Here is a 19,934-nt window from a genome sequence, read left to right on the forward strand (position 1 = left end):
GCCGTGTCCAGCCTCCAGGTAAGCGAGCCCCCGCAGAGGTTCGGGCAACAGTCGGCGAACTATGCGCTACACCGACAAGAAGACCGCCTGCCCGGAGCCCGTTGTCGGTGTGCAGGGGAATCGATTCCGACGCGTAGCGCGGCAGTGTGAATCCCATTGGAACGCGATCGTGGTGACCAGGTGAAGACACCTTGACCCGGTGCGTGCGCACCAACAAGCTCGACCCATGACGCGTCGGCGCACAGTCTGGATGGTCGTGGCGGTGCTGCTGCTGGCGGCGGTGGCGATCCGCCTGCTGCTTCCCGGCATCGTGCGCGACAGCCTGAACGCCCGGATGGCGTCGATGGGCGACTACACGGGTTCCGTGCAGGACGTCAGCCTGGCGATCTGGCGCGGCGCCTACAGGCTGCGCGACCTGCGCATCGAGAAGGCTACGGGCGATCTGGCGGTGCCCCTGCTTGAGGCGCCCAGGGTGGGGATCTCGATCAGCTGGAACGATCTTCTCAGGGGCGCGGTGGTTGCCGAAGTCCTGTTCGACGGCCCCACGGTGCATTTCGTGGACGGCGTGTCCACGGGCGATTCGCAGGCCGGCACGGGCGTCGATTGGCGCGCCAGACTCGCCGACCTCGTGCCGATCCGGATCGACGAGGTGCGGATCAGGGATGGCCGCGTCGTGTTCCACAACTTCGTGTCGGATCCGCCGGTGAACCTCGAGGCCACGCAGGTGCAGGCCAGGATCGACAACCTGACCAATGTGCGCGACGCCGACGATCGCCGCGCGGCCGAGCTGGAGGCCGAAGCACGACTGTTCGACAGCGCGGACCTCGAAGCCTCGGCCAGGTTCGACCCCATCGGTCGGCCGGACGATTTCCAGTTCGCGCTCAGGATCCTCGACATCGAGCTCACCCGCCTGAACGACCTTGCGCAGGCCTATGCCGCGCTGGACTTCGAATCCGGCAACGGCGAGTTCGTGATGGAACTGGAAGCCAGGGACCGGCAACTCTCCGGCTATGCCAAGCCGCTATTGCAGAACCTGCAGATCTTCAGTTGGCAAAGCGATGTGGTGGAGGCCTCCAAGAATCCGTTCCGTATCGCCTGGGAGGCGGTGGCGGAGGGCGTGACCCGGCTCTTTCGCAACGCGCCGGCCGACCAGTTCGCGACGCGCATCGAGATCCGCGGTGAGCTGGGCGATGCCGAGCTGGGCACCTGGGGTGCGATCCTCGGCATCCTGCGCAATGCCTTCGTGGAGGCCTTGCAGCCCTATTTCGAGGGCACCCGCCTGGGTCGGCGCCCGGACTCGGATTGAGCGAAGCAGCGGCGCACCTTTCCTGGTCCGCTCAGCGTCGAGCCTCGGCTTCCCCCGCCGATCGCACGCCGCCGGTGCCGCGGCACTGCGGTCAGGCGATGTCCCGGATTCCGAATCGTGCTGTCGAGGCCTGCCTGACGCGGGCCGATGGCGGCGTCCCAGTGCGCCTGTTCGCCCGGGTGTGGCATCAGGGTGGCGGCAGAAAGAGTTCCACCAGGCGGTCGGCCTCGGGCGCCAGCGCTTCCACGCTGGTCTGTCCCTTGTTCATCATCACCGAGATCACGATGCCCAGCTCGGGATAGATGGCGAAGTAGGACGTGCTGCCGACGGCGGTGCCGTGGTGGCTCCAGATCGCCGTGCCATGCCCGAGGCCGGCCAGCGTCGTCTTCGTGCCTGCCCGGATGCCAAGCGCGTAGCCCTGCGGGTTCGCGCTGCCATCCGCCAGGACTTGCGGGGTCACCAGGAGGTCGCGGGTCTCCCGGTCGAGTAGCGCGTCCGACAGGAAGCCCCGGCCCAGTCGAAGCATGTCGGACGGCGTGGACAGCATGCCGCCGGCGGGGTACCGGATGCTGTTGTCGACCGGGTCGGCATACTTCCAGCGCCCCCCCTCGATCTCGTGGAAGGCGACCCGTTCGGGGAGGTTCGCACCGGCCAGGTCCGGGCCGCTGTGACCCATGCCGAGCGGCCTGAACACCGCTTCCGCGACGAAATCGTTGAATGGCTGTCGCGCGACGGCCTCGATGGCGGCACCCACCAGATTGGTGCCATAGCTGCTGTAGCGGAACGCGGTGCCTGGCGGCGCCAGCAGTGGCCGGTCCACGAACACGGTCAGTGCCTGGCGGACGCTTTCGAAGTGTCGGCGGTTGCGGTGTTCCCACACCGGGAAGCAGGGGCACCAACCGTAATCGGGGATGCCGGCCAGGTGGCTCATTGCCAGGCGAGCCGTGACGTCCCGGTAGTGTCCGGGCAATTCCGGCAGGTACCGATGGATCGGGTGGTCGAGGTCGATCAGGCCCGCTTCGACAAGCACGCCCAGGGCCAGTCCGGTGACCGCCTTGGAGGTGCTGCCGATCCGGAAGCGGGAGTCCAGGGTGACCGACTCCCCGGTGCCGGCATCGGCCAGACCGATCGCGCCGGCCCAGGCCTGCTCGCCATCGACCATGACCGCGGCGGAAACCGCGGGCGCCTGAAGGCGCCCGTAGGCCTGCCGAAGCAGTGCGTCGGCGCGTTCGGCAACGCTCGCCCAGTAAGGCGCCGAGGTACCGACCGCCTGGGGTTCGCCGAGGGGCAGGTCATGCCAGCCCAGCTTCCAGGTGAACACCGGCTCGAACAGGTGGAACACCAGCCAGGCGAGGGCGAGCAGCAGACCGAGGGCAAGCCAGCGCCCCGGGCGCCTTGTACGCGAAGCGGAGTTCATCGAAGTTTCTCGTTCAGGGAGGGTGGGGGGCGAATCTGGGCAGGCTGGATCAGGGCGCGGGTGGAGCACCCTCGCGCCAGAAGAAAACTTCGTCGACGGTGCGGCCGAAGAAGTGCGCCAGGCGCATGGCCAGTTCCAGGGACGGCGCGTAACGGCCACCCTCCAGGGCAACGATGGTCTGACGGGTGATGCCGACCGCCCGGGCAAGGGCGTCCTGGCTGAGCTCGCCGTGCTCGAAGCGCAACCGGCGCAGGTGGTTGCCGACCGGCGTCCCGGTCTTCACGCCGACGGGCCCTCGCCGGCGGCGTTGGCCACGGCCTCCCGGGCGTACAGATGCAGGCGCACGGCAAAATTGACCAGCACGTGCGCGAGCAGGATCAGGATCAGGATGTGCGCCAGCATGGGTTGGCTGGCCCGGGCGAGGGCGGTGCCGGCGCCGAAGCCCAGGCCCAGGATCAGGGCCGCCAGCATCGCCAGCAGCGCGCCATGGGCCCAGCGCCAGCCCAGGCTGGCGATCCCGGCGTCGCGCTCGTCCTGGCGGGGCGCCGGATCGCGGGCGATCGCGTAGCTCAGCAGCGCGCCCAGGATCAGGGTCCAGCTGTCGGTGGCGATGGCGTGGCCAAGGGCACCGTGCATGTCGAACGCCGGTGCCAGCATCCAGGTGCCCATCGCCAGGTGCCCGGCGAGCACGCCGTGACTGGCCAGGCCGTGCCAGAGCGCGCGCTCGGGGGAGCCGGTCGCCTCGGCGGGCGGCTGCCGATGCCAGTGACGACGGGCAAGGCCGGCACTCGCCAGCATCAGCAGCAAGCCGATCACGCCGGGACGAACCGGCAGCTGTCCAGTACTGAAGGCAAGCAATGCGCCCAGGCTCAAGGCGGCGATGAGAATCAACAGGATGCGTGGCATGGATGTCTGGTTAACCGGATCAAGTGTCCGGTAAACCATACATACCGATGCGGTCCGACACAAGAAGAATCGGATGCTGGGCGGGGCGCTGCAGGCCGCGCCAGCGGATGGGATTTCCTCCGAAACAGCGCGGGAAGTTGGCGAGTGTCGCCATGGGATGGCCGACGACACCCAGGCCAGCAACTGACATCGATGCGCCGGAACTCACCGGTGTCGTCCTTCCATGGACCGGGCAGGCTCGTGGCCGGCCCGATCCTGGCCCCGTGATTGCAGGGTGTGAGGCTATTCGAACCCGCTGGCGAAGATCCGCTCGCCTGCCACCGACCAGAGCTCATAGCCGCTGCCGGCGCCGAACGCGCCGAAGTACAGGCGGCCGGCCATCGGCACGGGCTCGTAGGGAAAGGCGCTGCAGCGGCCGGGGCGGATCGCGTCCGATGCCAGCCGGGTGCCGGCCGGGGTGCCGTCACTGCGCCACAGCTCGTAGCCATGGAGGTCGTCCCGGCCCTGGAACCACAGCTCGTCGTCGAAGACGGCGGCGTCGAGCGGGTACCAGGGCTCGTCGCCCGGAAAATCGCGGACCAGCGTCGTTCCGGCCGGCGTGCCGTCGCTGCGCCACAGCTGGGTGCCGGTATCGCTCGGCATGTTGAAGAAGTACAGCACGCCATCCATCGCCCGCAGTGTCCACAGCTCGTTGTCGGTCCCGCTGTCGATCTCCAGCACCTTGGTGGTGCCGGCCGGGGTGCCGTCGCTGCGCCACAGGCCATAGCCGATGTCGTCCTCGGAGGCGGCGAAGTACAGGACGTTGCCGATCGCGGTCATGGCATAGGGGTCGCCATCGTTCGGGCCGGGCTGGATGTCCCGGACCAGCCAGGTGCCGGCCTCGGTGCCGTCGCTGCGCCACAGCTCGAAGCCGTTGGCCGCCGTGCGCGCCGAGAAGTACAGCACGCCGTTCATCGCGGCCATGAACTGCGGCAGCGAATTGCCGGCGCCGGGCTGGATGTCCTTGACCATGCTGGTACCGGCGGCCGTGCCGTCGCTGCGCCACAGCTCGAAGCCGTGCACGCCATCGGTGGCACTGAAGTACAGCGTGGTGCCCAGTACGAACAGTTCCTGCGGATTGCCGCTGCCGCTGCCCGGCACGAGATCGACGACCAGGAAGGTGCCGGCCTCGGTGCCGTCGCTGCGCCACAGCTCCCGACCGTTCGCGGCGGTGGTGGCGGAGAAGTAGGCGATGCCGCCCATGGTCACGAAATCGGCGGGCGAAGACCCGAATCCGCCGGGATTGATGTCGCGGACCAGGGTGGTGCCGGCGAGGCTGCCGTCGCTCTTCCACAGCTCGCGGTTGGCGGCGGTCAGCTCGGAGTGGCTGAACAGGACGCCACCGCCGAACGGATGCAGGGACGCCGGCCCCGGGCTGCCCAGCGACGGGCCGATGTCGCGGGTCAGGCGGGTGCCTGCCGCGCTGCCGTCGCTGACCCACAGCTCGGCGCCGGTCACGCCGTCATTGGCGCGAAAGAACAGCCGGTTGCCGGATACCGTCAGCAGTTCCGGTGTCGCGTTCATCGTTGCGGGTTCCGGGTTGGCCAGCAGGGTGGTGCCGACGGCCGTGCCGTTGCTGCGCCACAGCGCCTGGCCGCTCAGGCCATCATTGGCGCGGAACAGCAGTTGGCTGTCGAGGGCGGCAAGCGCCCCCGGGAATGCGCTGCCGGCGCCGGGAAACAGGTCTCGGACCAGCGCTGTGCCGGCGACAGTGCCATCGGTACGCCAGAGTTCTCCACCGGTGGCCGGGTCGGCGGCCGGGAAGTAGACGATGTTTCCGACGGCCAGTGCACGCCCCAGATCCAACCAGCCGTTGGCGGTGCCCGGCGCAACATCGCGCAGCCGGAAGGTACCCGCCGCCGTACCGTCGCTGCGCCAGGGTTCCCGCCCAGCGTCCGGTGTCGTCCCGGAAAACACCAGATAGTCCTGGGCGGCCACCAGTCGCCGCGACCCCATCAGGCCATTGGCGGGACCCGGATTGATGTCCAGCACCATGAAGGTCCCTTGCGCAGTGCCATCGCTGCGCCACAGCTCGAGGCCGTGCTCGGGCGTGAAGCCGGAAAAGTACAGGACGCCGTCGCGTTGAACCCAGGGTTCGCTGGAGACGCCGCTGGCGCTACCTGGATTGATGTCCAGCACCAGACTGGTCCCGGCAGCGGTGCCGTCGCTGCGCCAGAGCTCGGTGCCGCTGGCCGACGTGGTTCCCTGGAACAGCAGCGTGTTCCCAACGGCGATCATCGCCCCCTGCGGCACGCCGCTTTGATTGCTCGTCGGGTTGATGTCGACCACCAGCGTTGTGCCGGCCGAGGTCCCATCCGACCGGAACAGCTCGAATCCGACCGTTGCCGACGGACTGGCGGCGAAGTACAGCGTCCCGTCCATGACAGTGAACCCGCGCGGACTGGAATCGCCGCTGCCGGGGAAGATGTCGCGCACCATGACGGTTCCGGCCTCGGTGCCGTCCGTGCGCCAGAGCTCCCGCCCATGGGTCGGCGTACGGCCGTTGAAGTAGGCGAATCCATCCAGCACCGCCACCGACGACACAGGGATGGCGCCGCCAAAGGGGTTCACTCCCGCGATCGGCCCGGGATAGATGTCCTTGATCATGACCGTGCCGGCCTCGGTCCCGTCGCTGCGCCACAGCTCCAGGCCGTGGACACCATCGTCGGCGAAGAACAGCAGCAGATCACCGAAGGCCGTCATCGCTGCGGTCTGCAGCCCCATCCCGCTCGCGGAACCAGGCCGGATGTCCTTGACCATGCGCGTGCCCGCGGGCGTGCCGTCGGTGACCCACAGCTCGAGGCCCGTGCAGTCGCTGGACGCGGCGAAGTACACCCGGTTGCCGACCCGGATCGCCTCGCCGAACTCGGCGTCGGCCGGTATCGGGTTGATATCGGCGATCAGGCCGGGTACCACGGCCAGTGCGGGCGGCGCGCACGTCGCCAACAGCCAGAGCCACACGAGGGCGCACCGGACGGTGGGCGATGGCGATCGGGTAGGCATGGGTAGACTCCCTGGGCCCCGGCACGGGGTTTTCCGGCATGGCGCAGGAATCGACTGCGATGTCGCATGCCGGCCTCGACATGGACCTCTTGCCCGGGTGCCTCATGGGCGGCTGCTGATGCCGCCGCGATCCGCGCCAGGACGTGGTGCGCGACTGTCGGCCTGACGGGGCGCGTTCCACAGGCGGCCCAGGATGACCGGCCCTCCGGGCACGTCGCCCGGATCCTCCCGGCGCGCTCCGGCATCCGGGGCGTTATCGTGGCGCTCCCTTCAGCCCTGATCCGCCATGACCATCGTCCTCACCGAGTTCGCGCGGCGGCGCCTGTTCCCGCGCGAGCCCCGACTCAATGCCATCCAGGACTGCACGCCCGAGGCCTTCGAGCGGCACCTCAACAGCCAGGCGCCCGAGCGCGTCCTGCCCGGCTACGCGCCGTTCTGCGTGCTGCACGTGCACCGCAACTGGACCTCGACACGCTGCCTGACCGTGCCGGTCACGGCGGCCAACCGGCATCTGCTGCGCTCCGGCTACGAGGCCCGCAACGACGCCGAACTGCCGGTCCTGGTGCGCTGGTTCGAGGGCGTGGAGCCGCCCGTGGCCGGGTACCTGCTGGCGATCCTGTACGACCGCGCGCAACTGGCGCGGGAGGGCACGGCCATCGAGGCGGACTGGGGCGTGGTCGGCTGCCTGTACACGGCCGGTCCGGAGGAGATCCCGATGGCGCCGGCGACCCTGCTGCGCAACGCGCTGGGCGTGGCCGAAGGCGGCTCGGGCGTGGCGATCGACCGCGCTGCCTACGCGCGCAGCGTGGCGTACTGGGAGCACCACGCCAACTGGCGGGCGTGAGCGGGCCCGGTCACTCGTCGGCCAGCCAGCGTTCCCAGGCCGCTTCCAGGGCCGCCACCGTCGCCGGCAAGCCATGGGCCGGGCCGGCTGCGGCCAGCCAGTCGTCGAAGGACCGGCCCCCGGCCAGGGCCGTGGCGATCGCCCCGAACACCGACGTGCCGCCGTGCGTCTCGAGAAAGTCGGCGAAGCCCCGGGCCTGCGCGTAGAAGACGGCACCCTGGTCCACCAGGGAACGGGCCTGCTCGCCGCTGACCACCTGGACGAAGGTCTCCCCGGACCGCTCCGCTCCGGCCGTCCGGGCTGCTGCCTGGGTCAGGGCCCAGGCCCGCAGGGGGTGATCGCCCGCGAGGAATCCGGACAGGGGCGGCAGGGCCGCTCCGTCGCGCGCCTCGCGCAGGGCGGTGCGGCGCGACCGGGCGAGCTCGGGGTCTTCCAGCAGGATGGCGGCCACCTCGTCGAGCCAGTCCGGTCCCGGCCCCCCGTAATGCTGAGCGCCATCGGCCGCCGGTCCCGACAGCGCGTCGGGCCAGAAGCCCGAGATCAGCAGCAGGTGGCCGATCTCGTGCCGCAGCGCCCCCCGGTTGACCTCGACGGCGCCCATCTGGCCCTCGGAAGCCGCCAGCGCCTGGGTCAGGGCCTGCTCGACACGTGCCGGCGTGGCCAGCTCGCCGAGTTGCCGGGTGATCGCGCCACGAAGGTGTTCCCGGCGCAGCGCCCGCCGCTCGTCCGGATCCAGCCACGGCAGCAGCCACTGCGCGCCCGCCGCGCGCAGTACCTTGCGCTGCGCCTCGGTGATCCCGCCCGATGTCCCCACGGCCAGCACGGCACCGCGCGCCGGCGCGCGCCCGAAGTGGCGTTGGAAACCCTCGCCCGCGAGCGCGGCATCGGCCGCCAGCCGCTCGGCATCCTGATCCGTCCGCGCGTAGAACCAGCCGGCCGGCGTGACGAGGCAGGCAGGAAGCGGGTTGCCGGGCAGGGCGGGGCAGGGCGATCCGGCCGTCGCCGGAGCAGGTGCCATGCTCAGGATGAGCACGTAGCGGATGATGCTCGGGATCTTGGGTCGCTTCATTGGTTTCCTCGATGTCCGCGTTCGCCACTGACGGGCGCCCGATCGTCCGTCCTGGGCGGACGGACGACTGCAGGGATGTCCGTCGCCGGCCGACGGTCGCAGTGGGCCGGGACGGAGACGCTGCGGCGGTGGAGCAGCCCCGCGACCGGATCTGCCTGGGGGCTGGCGGTCGCCCGACTGCGTTGGGCCATGGCGAACCACACGGCAATGACCGACATCCGGAAATGTGGGACATGGCAAACCCGGGGTTCCGTTCGCGTGTACTGGAATGGACGCGATGTGTCAGGCCTGCCGGGCCGATCCGTCCCGAGGAGCCTGCATGGCCGTCCCCCTGGTTGCGTTCAACGGCGCCACCGCCGCCCCTCCGGTAGCCGCGCCGCTGATGATCAGCGCCGGCGATTCGCTGATGTGGGGCCAGGGCCTGTTGCCGGGCAACCGGTTCCGGGAGCTGGTCAGGGCGCGCCTGCAGGCGGACCTGCAGGCGTCCGTCTCCGAACTGGCCATGGCGCGTTCCGGCGCCCGCTGCACGCCGACGCCGATTCCGGCCTCGAACGGCTCCGTGGAGCCCGACGATCGCGCACTGGTCAACAGGTTGCTCTCCGATACGGCACCGTCCATCCGGCCGTTCTACAACCCGGACGGATTTGTCAGGGAGTTGCCCAGCGCCACCCCGACCACGCTGGGCCAGCTCAAGGCCGCCCTCGGGATGCTGCAGGCGCCCGCAAGTGGCGGCGACCCGGCAGCGGTGCGCCTGATCCTTCTCGATGGGGGCATCAACGATGCCCGCATCATCAACATCCTCACCCCCACCGCCGCGCTCGACGAGGGCGGCCCCTTGGCGTCCTGGGAGGCCTGGCTTTTCGCGGCAGCGCGGAAGGTGCGCTGCAAGATGGAGGACACGCTGCGCTTCGCCCTGACATCGTTCCCGGCGGCCACGGTGGTCGTCAACGGCTACTTCCCCATCTTTTCCTGGTACTCGCGGGCGGCGTTGCTGCGCATCCAGGCGGTGGCCGCAATGTTCGCCGTGCCTGGTTCCGGCTGGGTCGCTCCGGCGTCCCTGGACGCCGTGGCCCGGGCATCGAGGATCTGGCAGATCGCCAGCAACCACCGCCTGCGTCAGGCAGTCAGGCGGATTGCGGCGGAGTTTCCGGGGCGAACCGTCTGCTTCGCCCGCTCAGGCATCGCCGGGCCCCACTGCCTGTTCGGCCCCGCCACGATGCTCTGGGACTACGACGGCAAGATCGACGCGCTGCCCGTCGACCTTCTGGACGTGGCGCTGTTGCTGGCCGGGGTGACACCGCAGGACGAGGTGGCGGTGCAGCGGCGGGCGGCGGTGACCGCGGCGGCGATGGGCGACCCCTTGCGCGATCTCGAGGCGATCATGGCCTCGGTCGGACATCCCAATGTCGCCGGCGCCCGCGACTACGCGGATTCGATCATCGACGAGCTTGAGTTCGCCGGACTGCTCTCACCCAGCCGCACACCTTGCGACCAGAATCGGGCCAGGCGTCGACGGCGCTGCACGGCATGGCGCGACGGCTGGGATTTCGGAGCGATGCGCCTGCGTACAACCATGGAAGAAGCGTGCCAGGGTGCGGCAGGTGGGCTGTTCGGCATTGCCGGACAGGTGCTCGGCGTCGCTGCTGCGGCCTGGAACCGCATGGCCGCCGCGCCGGCGGCAGCGGCTGACTGCTTCGCGGGCACGGGCGCGGAAATCGACGCCTGCGCGGCCAGCGAGGCGACCGCGATCGCCGAATGCAACGCAACGCTTGCGGAAACGCTGGCCGGGGCCTGCAATATCAGCTGCACGCAATTCACCAACTGCAACGACTTCGGCGCCTTCGACCCCCGGCGCTACTCTTGCCGTGCGTCGCGCATTGCGTGCGTTGCCCTTGCTGCCACCCGCAGGTTGGCTTGCAGGGTGGGCGCCGAGGCCCAGCGCGCAGCCTGTGTGGCTGGCGCGATCGCGACTGGCGCCGCTTGTCGCGCCGCCGCTGTGGTTGCCGCTTCCGGCTGCGCGGCGGTCGCTGTGGTTGCCGGGGTGGTCGATCTTGCGATCGCCGTCGGCGCACTGTTGGTCGCCGGCGCAGTCGCCCTTGCGGCCGTTGCGGTGGTGGTGGCGTGCCGGCTTGCGCAGGCGGTGGTGGCACTGGTCGGCAACCTGCTTGGTGGCATCGGGCAGGCGCTGTGTCGTGCACTGGTCGCCGTTGCGCATGTCGGCTGCCTGGCTGGCACGCTGGCCAACACGATGTTCGGCGCCCGGCGCGGGGAGTCGCCATGAGCGACGATCGCTCGGTGCGCTCGACACCGGCACAAGCCAGGGCGGAACCGACATGGTGCCTGCCGTGCACCCTCGGCGGACTGGTGCTGCTGTTTGCTCTGGCGATCGGGGTGTATCTGCTGATCGGCTGAGTGCCAGAGAAGGCGGACTTTTTTTTCGCGCGTTGTTCGGGCCGGTGAGTCGGCGCACAGCTGGACGGGATACGCCCATAGCCGGATTTGCCGCGGCGCGTCATTCGAGGCGTCAATGAAACGGATCGGATCAATCGATTTCAGCGACGATTCATGCAGGTCTAGGCTGTCCGGACCGTAGCAACCAACAAGGGAGATAGCCATGATCAGGATCAGAACCCTCGTGCTGGCGCTCGCCGCCGCGCTTGGTGCCGCCGCAGGCGCGCACGCGGAAAGCGTGCAGACCATGGCGCAACAGGGGGAGATCCCTGTGCGCTCGATGGGTAACCAGGACTGGCTGCGTCAGCACGCCCCGAGCTCCAATCCCTACGGGACGGATTTCGACTACGCGGCAGCGTTCTCCGCGCTCGACCTCGATGCCGTGAAGGCCGACCTCCGGGTGCTGATGACCGACTCCCAGGACTGGTGGCCGGCCGACTATGGCCACTACGGGCCCTTCTTCATCCGCATGGCCTGGCACAGCGCAGGCACCTACCGCACCTTCGACGGTCGAGGCGGCGCCGATGGTGGCCAGCAGCGCTTCGAGCCATTGAACTCCTGGCCGGACAACGTCGCGCTCGACCGCGCCCGACGCCTGATCTGGCCGGTCAAGCGCAAGTACGGCCGGGCGATTTCCTGGGCCGACCTGATGGTGCTGACCGGCAACGTGGCGCTGGAATCGATGGGTTTCCGGACCTTCGGATTCGCCGGCGGTCGGACCGACGACTGGGAGGCCGACGTCACCTACTGGGGCCCGGAAAACAAGTGGCTCGAGGACGCCCGCTACAGCGGCGACCGGCAGTTGCAGCGGCCGCTGGCGGCGGTGCAGATGGGCCTGATCTACGTCAACCCGGAAGGACCGAACGGCAATCCGGATCCGATCGCCGCGGCGCGCGACATCCGCGAGACCTTCGGCAGGATGGCGATGAACGACGAGGAGACGGTCGCCCTGATCGCAGGCGGCCACACCTTCGGAAAGGCGCACGGCGCACACAAGCCGGACGAGTGCCTGGGTCCGGATCCGGCCGGCTCGCCGATCGAGCAGCAGGGCCTGGGGTGGGAGAACAGGTGCGGCACCGGTAGCGGCCCGGACACGATCACCAGCGGCCTGGAAGGCGCCTGGACGTTCAACCCGATCGCCTGGACCAGCAACTACCTGGACAACCTGTTCGCCTTCGAGTGGGTGCAGACGCGCAGCCCCGCGGGCGCCATCCAGTGGATTCCCGCCGACGGCCAGGCCGCCACCCTGGTGCCGGATGCCCACGATCCCGCCAAGCGCCATGCACCGATCATGTTCACCACCGACCTGTCGCTGCGTGAAGACCCGGCCTATCGCGAGATCTCGCTGCGCTTCAAGGAGAACCCGGACGAGTTCGCCGACGCCTTCGCGCGCGCCTGGTTCAAGCTGACCCACCGCGACCTGGGGCCGCGCAGCCGGTACCTGGGCAGCCATGCACCGGATGTCGACCTGATCTGGCAGGACCCGCTGCCCGCGGTCGACCATCCGCTGATCGATGCGCGCGACATCGCCGATCTCAAGGCGCGCATCCTGGCCAGTGGCCTGTCCGTGCCGCAGCTGGTCCGCGCCGCCTGGTCGTCGGCGGCAAGCTACCGCGGCAGCGACATGCGCGGCGGCAGCAACGGCGCACGGGTCCGTTTCGCCCCGCAGAAGGACTGGGCCGCCAACGATCCGGCCGAGCTTGCGCAGGTGCTGTCGACGCTGGAACGCATCCAGGGCGACTTCAACCGGGGCCAGCGCGGCGGCAAGCGGGTGTCGATGGCCGACCTGATCGTGCTGGGCGGCGTGGCGGCGGTCGAGAAGGCGGCCGGCGACGGCGGCCACGCGGTGACCGTGCCGTTCACGCCCGGGCGTGCCGACGCCACGGTGGAGCAGACCGATGCCGCCTCGTTCGAGCCCATGGAGCCCTCCGCCGACGGCTTCCGCAACTGGTATGGCGAGGGCAACCTGCTGTCGCCGGCCGAGGCCCTGGTCGAACGCGCCAACCTTTTGACCCTCACCGTCCCGGAGATGTCCGTCCTCGTGGCTGGAATGCGCATGCTGGATGCGAATGCCGGCGGTGCCCGGCACGGTGTGTTCACCGACCGTCCCGGCACGCTCAGCAACGATTTCTTCGTCAACCTGGTCGACATGTCGACAAAGTGGTCGAAGGCCGACGGTCACGATGGGCTCTATGAAGGCCGCGATCGCGCCACCGGCGCGCTGCGCTGGACCGCCACGCCGGTCGACCTTGTCTTCGGGTCGCATTCGGAGTTGCGGGCGGTGGCCGAGGCCTACGCGGCGAACGACGGCCGCGACATGTTCGTCGAGGACTTCGCCCGCGCCTGGGCCAAGGTGATGGACCTCGGTCGCGGCTGAGCGCACCACTGCGGCGAGGCAGGGGCGGCGCTGGCGCCGCCCCTGCCGTTTCGGGCACGGCCTGCGCGCCCTCCTGTATCGACATTCAGGCTGAGCGGGCGTCTGCACGCGTCCGCGACGCCGACTGGCCAACGCTGGGGCCGTGCCGAATCCCGTCCCCGCATCGCGACGCCGTGCCCTGCTGCTCCTGCTGCTGTTCGCGGCACTGGTCGTCTGGGCCCTGTCCTCCGGGCGCCTAATCGTGGCCCCGCGCTGGAATCCGTGGGCAGCCCTGGACCTGACCGAGTCGCCTGGCCTGCTGACCGGCTTCAAGCTGAAACGCGCCAGTGCCGACCCGGAGGCCTGCCGACGGGCACTGGCCGGTTCGGGCTTCCGCCTGTCGGCCGTCCCCGATCGCGAGACCGGGCCGGGCTGCGGGTTCCAGAATGCCTTCCGCATCGACCGGAGCACGGTCGACGTCGGCGCGCCGTTCACGCTCAGCTGTCCGGCTGCCCTGTCGCTGGCGCTGTGGGAGCGGCATGCGCTGCAACAGGCGGCGCGCCTGCACCTCGGTGCCGAGGTCCGGGCCATCGAGCAGCTGGGCAGCTATGCCTGTCGCAACCTGTACGGCGCCGAGGGGCGGCGGCGCAGCCAGCATGCGACTGCCGATGCGCTGGACATCAGCGGATTCGTGCTGAGCGACGGTCGCCGCATCCGTGTCCTGCGGGACTGGCGCCGAACCGGAGCGGTGGGAGGCAGCGAGGACGCCCTGCCGACCCCGGAAGCGCGCTTCCTCCTGGCGCTGCGCGATCAGGCCTGCAGGTGGTTCGACGCGGTACTGGGCCCCGACTACAACGCCGGACACGCCGATCACTTCCATTTCGACCGGGGCCGGGCGCGGATCTGCCGCTAGAAGCATGTCGAACAGGGTGGTCCCGGTCGTTTCGACAGGTGGCCAGCCGTACGAACATCCCTGAGCGCAGCGGCCTGAAGCCTGGATCATTCACTGTCCAACGCGTCGTTGCCCGTGCCACGATGGAAGCTCTACGGACGCGCCATGCTTCCTAAGGAAACAGACGGGCCAACTGCTGACATGGCCGCGCAAACGGCACCTGTACCCCTCAGCCCTTGCGAGATGCCCTGATCCGCCGCGTGATGCGCGCCGCCGGGCGCCCAAGGGGCAGCGGTGCGGGCCATACTGGCGGTCCTCACCGGACGCTCGATCCATGCGCATACTCGACTTCAGCACCTGGCAGGGCGTGGCCTTCTCGATCGTGGCGCTGGCCCTGATCACCCTGATCGGTGTCGGCATCCGCCTGCTGGTCATGCAGACCATCCAGGTCCGCCGGCAACGTGAAAACCGCCAGATCAACGAGCGATTGCGGACCCTGATTGCCGCCTACAAGGTTCTGGGCGGCTCCTTCACCGGCGATCTCGAGGTCGACCCCACCCATCTCCGCGAACTCCGAGGACGGCCTGAGACGGTACCGCGCAAGGAGGACGCAGGCGGGGAGACCGAGGGCGACGAGGGTCCCGGCGGCAGTACCGAGCGCGCCCGCCGCATCCGCGACGCGGTCGAGGCTGCGCTCTCCGACATCCTGCTGCTGGGCACCGACGAGCAGGTGCGCCTGGCCGCGCAGGCGGCCGCCGACCTGGTCGCCGGACGCCGCGTGCGTACCGCGCCCCTGGTCGCCTCCCTGCGCGCCTTCATCCGGGAGGTGCTCGACCTGGATCCCATCCCGCCGGAACTGCAGATGCCCTCGCAGGGACCGACGCGTCCTGCGGGCGGTGGCCGCGGCGGACCAGGTGGCGTCCGTGGCGGTGGCCAGGGCGGTGGCGGGGGGCAGGGTGGTGGCATGGGTGGCGGCGCTGCCGCAGGTGGCGCCGCCCTCGGACTTGGCGCGGGTGTTGGCGCCGCCGGCGGCGCCGGCGAGCATCTGCCCTGAGCGTGCCGGTGGGCCAGCCAGCCGCCTTCAGCCGCCGAGCAGCAGGCTGGCGGCGCGACGGGCCCGGTGCAACGGGCCTGGCGCGTTCTGCCGAGGGGCTCGAACCGGCGCCGGACGACCCGGCAACGGCGTCGTCGCGGCGGCTGTCATCGCACCTCCTGCGCCCTCTTTGTCGCAGGCGTCCGTGCGGTTGCCGTCTCAACAGGGCTCCGGATCGCACCCGGTCCCGGGGACCGGGCAAGGTCAGCGGAGCGCGGCCCGCGCCGGATCGAGCCGCGTCGCGACGGCGCCCCGATGCTGCGGTCCTATGCTTTCCTGCCTGTCACCTGGACCGCCCATGACCCACCAGACCGGCTATCCGATCGGCACCCCCGGCGTGCCCTGGACTGCGGCCGAGCGCGCCCGCTGGCTCGACCGGCAACGCCGGCAGCGCAGCTATGCGGACGAGGTCGAGCGCGAGATCGCAAGACTCGGCGACCGTTTCGCCATCGAATCCTACGGCGAGATCCAGCATGGCCCGGCCCGGCACGCGGTCCACGCCCTGCGCAGCCGCACCTGGCAACCCGGGCTGCCGGTGGCCCTGGTCACCGGCGGCGTGCATGGCTACGAGACCAGCGGCGTGCACGGCGCTCTGGCGTTCCTGCGCGAGCGCGCCGGAGAGTACGCCGGCCGCGCCAACCTTGTGGTGGCGCCCTGCGTCAGCCCCTGGGCGTACGAGCACATCCAGCGCTGGAATGCCGACGCCGAGGACCCGAACCGCTCCTTCCGGATCGGCACGGCGGTGCCGGAGGCGGCGGCCCTGCTGGCGCTGGCGACGCCGATGCAGGACCTGCTGCTGCACATCGACCTGCACGAAACCACCGACACGGACGAGAGCGAGTTCCGACCCGCCGTCGCGGCGCGCGACGGCAAGGCCTTCGAGCCAGGCAGCATTCCGGACGGCTTCTACACGGTGGGCGACAGCGCGAATCCGCAACTGGAGTTCCAGCGCGCGGTGATCGCCGCGGTGGCGCCGGTGACCCACATCGCCCCGCCCGACGACAAGGGCGAGATCATCGGCTCGCCGGTCGTGGCGCACGGCGTGATCCTCTACCCGTTCAAGACCCTGGGCCTGTGCGCGGGCCTGAGCGACGCCCCGTTCACCACCACCACCGAGGTGTACCCGGACAGTCCCAGGGCCACCCCCGCGCAATGCATCGCAGCCCAGGTCGCCGCCGTATGCGGGGCCCTGGACCACGCGCTGGCCTCGGTCGGCCGGGACTGACGGCCCCGCCCAGTCGGTACCGGCGTCTCGACGATGCGCCCCGTGTATGACGTGTCGGCGTGCTGACCGTGCGCGTTCGACAACCGGCAACGCGCGCGGCTGCGCGCGAATCACCCACGGTCGCTGGCGCTTCGAGCCCTTGCGGCTAGGACCACCATCCCGGTGGGATGGAGATGCCGTAACCGGCCAGGATGCAGGCCACAAGGCCCACCCAGACCACCACCGCCAACAGCGCGAGCGCGCGACGCCTTCCTCGCGTCGCGACGGCAAAGGCGCACAGGGACAGCATGGCGACAGACGCCACGCCGACAACGGATGCATGCGCGCCGGCGGCCCAGCGTTCCACCGACCAACCGATGATGGCCAGGCCGCCGAGCACAAGCGTGGCGGCGCCCAGCAGGAAGAGCCCGATGATCTCGGGCAGGCAGAGCCACCAGTATCGCTGATGTGCCGGGTCGCCCATGGGAGGACTCACTCCTGAGTCAGGCTGCGCCGCGAAGCTTTGCGGGCTTGCGATGATCCAAACTCCCGAGGAAACCCTGCGGTGCGCCGGGATCGTTTCTGCGTCGAGTCAGTATGCGGGCGAGGATCTCCAGCCGCAAACACGCCCCGACGCGCAGGCCGGAGCCGCGCCGCTGAATGACGCGGGTCGGGCGGTCCGGCTATGCTGACCGCATGCCCGCTCCCGTGCTCGCAGCGCCGGTCGTGCACGACGTCCGGGGCGTCGTGCTGGCGATCGTCGCGATGCTGTGGGTTCCGGCCGGTCACGCGCGCTGGCCCGCGCAGGCGCCCGTCCTGCCGATGCCGGACCCGCAGCAGTACACCGTCGTCCACGTGGCGACCGCACAAGCGCTGGCCAATGCCTGCTGGAACCTGGCCAGCAACCGGGCCATCGTGATCGCGCCAGGCACCTACGACCTGGCGTCGGTGAGCTTCCCCAACGGCGTCGACGGAAGGCTGACCGTCGGCCGCTTCGGTGCGGCGCCGATCGACAATATCGTGATCCGGGGCGCGACCGACGATCCGCGCGATGTCGTCATCCGGGGCGCGGGAATGCTCGATGCCCGGGTTCCCTACGGTTTCCAGGTGTTCACCGCCCGGCAGGTGACGATCGCCAACCTCAGCGTGTCGGGTGTGTTCTACCACGGCATCGGCATCGAGGGTCCGCAGGGTGCGCGCGACATCCATCTCTACAATCTGCGCGTGTTCGATGCCGGACAGCAGTTGATCAAGGGTTCCGGGGCAGGCGCGGACGATGTGCTGGTCGAATACGTCGAGGCCTTCTATACCGAAGGTGCGGTCGCCCATCCGCATGCCAGCCCGCCCAACACCTGCTACACGAACGGCATCGACATCACCGGCGGCCACCGCTGGACCATCCGCGATTCGCTGATACGGGACATCCGTTGCCAGGACGGCAGTCTCGCCGGCCCGGCGATACTGGCCTGGCAGGGGTCGATGGACACCGTGGTGGACCGTAGCGTCATCCTCGACTCCTCGCGCGGCGTCGCGCTGGGCCTGATCGGCCCGGCCGACCACCTGCGCGGCATGGTGCGCAACTCCCTGGTGCGCTGGGACGTCGGCGCAAGCTATGCCGTAGACGTACCCCTGTACACCACCTCCCCCGACGCCAGACTGCTGCACAACACGGTGCTGACCCGCGGGCGCTACGGCAATGCCGTCGAGGTCCGCTACGCAGGCGCCACCGGGGTGGAGGTCCATGGCAACCTTGCCGATGCCGCGATCATGCCGCGCAACGGGGCGGTACCGGTGTTGGGGCACAACGTCACATCGGCCCAGACCTCCTGGTTCGTCGACGCCGCCGCGGGCGACCTGCGCCTGACCGCGCAGGCGACCCCGGCCCTGTCCCAGGTGGCGCGCCGCGCGGATGCCGAGCGGGACTTCGCCGGGACCATGCGCCGCTCGCCGCCAGCACTCACCGACCTGGGGGCGCTCGAGCGGCAGTCCGACACGATCTTCGCGTCAGGGTTCGAGTCGCTGCCGCCCCTTTGAGGCCGGCCCGGCCCGGGAGCCCCGGAGCGTCGGGACTGGGGCAACCGATCTGCCCGTCAGGGCGCAGGAATCGTCGTCCTCGCTGAGCGTCGTCAGAAAACGGCCGCGCTAGCAGCTTGTTGAAAAACGACCTTCCTGGTCGTTTTTCAAGTCGCCCGTCCGGCGCATGTCCCGACGGGCTCCCGTCGAATCAACTGCTTACGCACTTGCTTCGCCGAGCGACCATCCATGACCGCCGCCAGCAGGCTGTTTTTCAACAGCCTGCTAGTCGATCGTCACGCGCAGCAGCTCCCACATCAGGCCGCCGGCCATCTCCTGCTGCACCAGCTCGCCCAGACGCTCGCCGCTGGCCCGGTCGGCCCGTGCCCGCGCAGCGGCGAGGGACTGCATGGCCGGCGTGTCGAAGGCCTCGGCAAGGATCGACAGCTCGGCGCGACTGAGTTCGCGGACCACGCGACGGACGGCGATCTGCTCCAGGTCGACCAGCCTGATCTCGGCTTCGTAGGCGTCCAGGATCCTCTGGTACTCCGGCGGCAGTCCGGTTTCATCCGCCGCGGCCTGAAAGGCTGTGCGCGCGCCTTCCAGGCCCAGCGCCTTGCGCTCCGCGAAGACCTGGGCATGCGCCGGATCGTGCAGGCGCAGCCAGCGCAGCGCAAGGCCGGCATGGCTGCCGGGCGCCGGCTCGCGGACCCGTGGCAACCTGGGCGGCGCGACATCGGCGGGTCGATCGAACACGGCATCGATCGCGGCATCCAGATGGATGGCCTGGTCGACGGCCGCCTCGTTGATCACGACCTGACCCTTGCTGGCGTAGAGACGGCCGGCCTCGGTCTCGAGGAACGCCGTCAGCGCATCGACCTGCCTGTCGTCCAGGTGGTCCTGCCAGGACGCGACCATCAGGGGCTGGATGCGATCCCAGTTGAAGGTCTGCTCGAAGCGGTCTGCCAGGTTCCGCAGGCGGATCAGGCGCTGTTCGCGCTGGCGCCGGTCCTTGGTGCGCTCGACGCGCCGCTGTGCCGCGGCCGTGCCCATGCGCGCCATGCCCCGTGCCACCTGTTCACGGTAGCCCAGCGCTTCGATGAGTCCGGCGATTTTCGCTTCACGCGCGGCGTCGGGAGCGGCCTGGCCGTCTGCGGCCAGGACCTGGGGCGCGCCCGGCGCCGGGTCGCCGCCGGGGAGCTGTTCGGCCACCAGGGGGGCGGACAGCAGGCACAGGAAGCACAGCATCAGCGGTCGGCAGGTTTGCACAGGAAGTTCTCCGAAGACGGGCACAGGACAGGGTTGGACCAGCGCTGGGTGTGGGCTGGGCAGGTCAGGGGC

At 70.0% G+C, this 19,934-nt stretch carries 15 protein-coding genes; 8 read left to right on the forward strand and 7 right to left on the reverse strand.

All coding sequences use genetic code 11. From position 1 onward, the window contains the following. Positions 1–226 precede the first annotated feature (226 nt). Positions 227–1,306, forward strand: coding sequence for a DUF748 domain-containing protein (locus KF823_01210; protein ID MBX3724521.1), 1,080 nt, complete (start codon positions 227–229; stop codon positions 1,304–1,306). Positions 1,307–1,493: 187 nt separating this feature from the next. On the opposite strand, the gene KF823_01215 is transcribed toward KF823_01210, so the two are convergent. From KF823_01215 to KF823_01230, 4 genes are all read right to left on the reverse strand, one after another. Then, entirely contained in the window at positions 1,494–2,723 is a 1,230-nt protein-coding gene (locus KF823_01215; GenBank protein MBX3724522.1) for a beta-lactamase family protein, read from the reverse strand. Between the two features lie 49 nt (positions 2,724–2,772). Continuing rightward, positions 2,773–3,006 (reverse strand): helix-turn-helix transcriptional regulator, encoded by a 234-nt coding sequence (locus tag KF823_01220; protein MBX3724523.1) that lies wholly within the window; start codon positions 3,004–3,006, stop codon positions 2,773–2,775. Beyond that, complete coding sequence (locus KF823_01225; GenBank protein MBX3724524.1) at positions 3,003–3,629, reverse strand: hypothetical protein; 627 nt, start codon at positions 3,627–3,629, stop codon at positions 3,003–3,005. The genes KF823_01220 and KF823_01225 overlap by 4 nt, the downstream gene beginning before the upstream one ends. Positions 3,630–3,911: 282 nt before the next feature. Further along, complete coding sequence (locus tag KF823_01230; protein ID MBX3724525.1) at positions 3,912–6,671, reverse strand: hypothetical protein; 2,760 nt, start codon at positions 6,669–6,671, stop codon at positions 3,912–3,914. Between the two features lie 286 nt (positions 6,672–6,957). Here KF823_01230 and KF823_01235 point away from each other — a divergent pair, with 286 nt between their 5' ends. Beyond that, complete coding sequence (locus KF823_01235; GenBank protein MBX3724526.1) at positions 6,958–7,515, forward strand: DUF3228 family protein; 558 nt, start codon at positions 6,958–6,960, stop codon at positions 7,513–7,515. 10 nt (positions 7,516–7,525) lie between these two features. On the opposite strand, the gene KF823_01240 is transcribed toward KF823_01235, so the two are convergent. Beyond that, positions 7,526–8,584, reverse strand: coding sequence for a hypothetical protein (locus KF823_01240; protein ID MBX3724527.1), 1,059 nt, complete (start codon positions 8,582–8,584; stop codon positions 7,526–7,528). 319 nt (positions 8,585–8,903) lie between these two features. Here KF823_01240 and KF823_01245 point away from each other — a divergent pair, with 319 nt between their 5' ends. The 5 genes from KF823_01245 (at position 8,904) to KF823_01265 (ending at position 16,601) form a co-directional block, all read left to right on the forward strand. Next, on the forward strand, positions 8,904–10,865 hold the full coding sequence (locus KF823_01245; GenBank protein MBX3724528.1) for a hypothetical protein: 1,962 nt from the start codon (positions 8,904–8,906) through the stop codon (positions 10,863–10,865). Positions 10,866–11,198: 333 nt separating this feature from the next. Next, positions 11,199–13,412 carry a catalase/peroxidase HPI gene (katG, locus tag KF823_01250; protein ID MBX3724529.1) on the forward strand — a complete coding sequence of 738 codons (2,214 nt, stop codon included), beginning with the start codon at positions 11,199–11,201 and terminating at the stop codon, positions 13,410–13,412. A gap of 142 nt (positions 13,413–13,554) precedes the next feature. After that, positions 13,555–14,304 carry an extensin family protein gene (locus KF823_01255; protein ID MBX3724530.1) on the forward strand — a complete coding sequence of 250 codons (750 nt, stop codon included), beginning with the start codon at positions 13,555–13,557 and terminating at the stop codon, positions 14,302–14,304. Between the two features lie 313 nt (positions 14,305–14,617). Next, the gene (locus tag KF823_01260) at positions 14,618–15,337 is read left to right on the forward strand and encodes a hypothetical protein (GenBank protein ID MBX3724531.1); all 720 of its coding nucleotides are present in this window, start codon (positions 14,618–14,620) and stop codon (positions 15,335–15,337) included. Between the two features lie 337 nt (positions 15,338–15,674). Continuing rightward, positions 15,675–16,601: a M14 family metallocarboxypeptidase gene (locus KF823_01265; GenBank protein MBX3724532.1), complete on the forward strand. Its 927-nt coding sequence runs from the start codon at positions 15,675–15,677 to the stop codon at positions 16,599–16,601. 145 nt (positions 16,602–16,746) lie between these two features. Here KF823_01265 and KF823_01270 read toward each other — a convergent pair whose 3' ends face one another. After that, a complete protein-coding gene (locus tag KF823_01270; protein ID MBX3724533.1) occupies positions 16,747–17,064 on the reverse strand; it encodes a hypothetical protein in 318 nt (105 codons plus the stop codon). Between the two features lie 212 nt (positions 17,065–17,276). Between KF823_01270 and KF823_01275 the strand changes: the two genes are divergently transcribed. Next, positions 17,277–18,614, forward strand: coding sequence for a hypothetical protein (locus KF823_01275; GenBank protein ID MBX3724534.1), 1,338 nt, complete (start codon positions 17,277–17,279; stop codon positions 18,612–18,614). Positions 18,615–18,878: 264 nt separating this feature from the next. Here KF823_01275 and KF823_01280 read toward each other — a convergent pair whose 3' ends face one another. After that, complete coding sequence (locus KF823_01280; GenBank protein ID MBX3724535.1) at positions 18,879–19,862, reverse strand: DUF2059 domain-containing protein; 984 nt, start codon at positions 19,860–19,862, stop codon at positions 18,879–18,881. Between the last annotated feature and the right edge of the window lie 72 nt (positions 19,863–19,934).

Source organism: Lysobacterales bacterium (assembly GCA_019634735.1).
Classification (GTDB): domain Bacteria; phylum Pseudomonadota; class Gammaproteobacteria; order Xanthomonadales; family UBA2363; genus Pseudofulvimonas.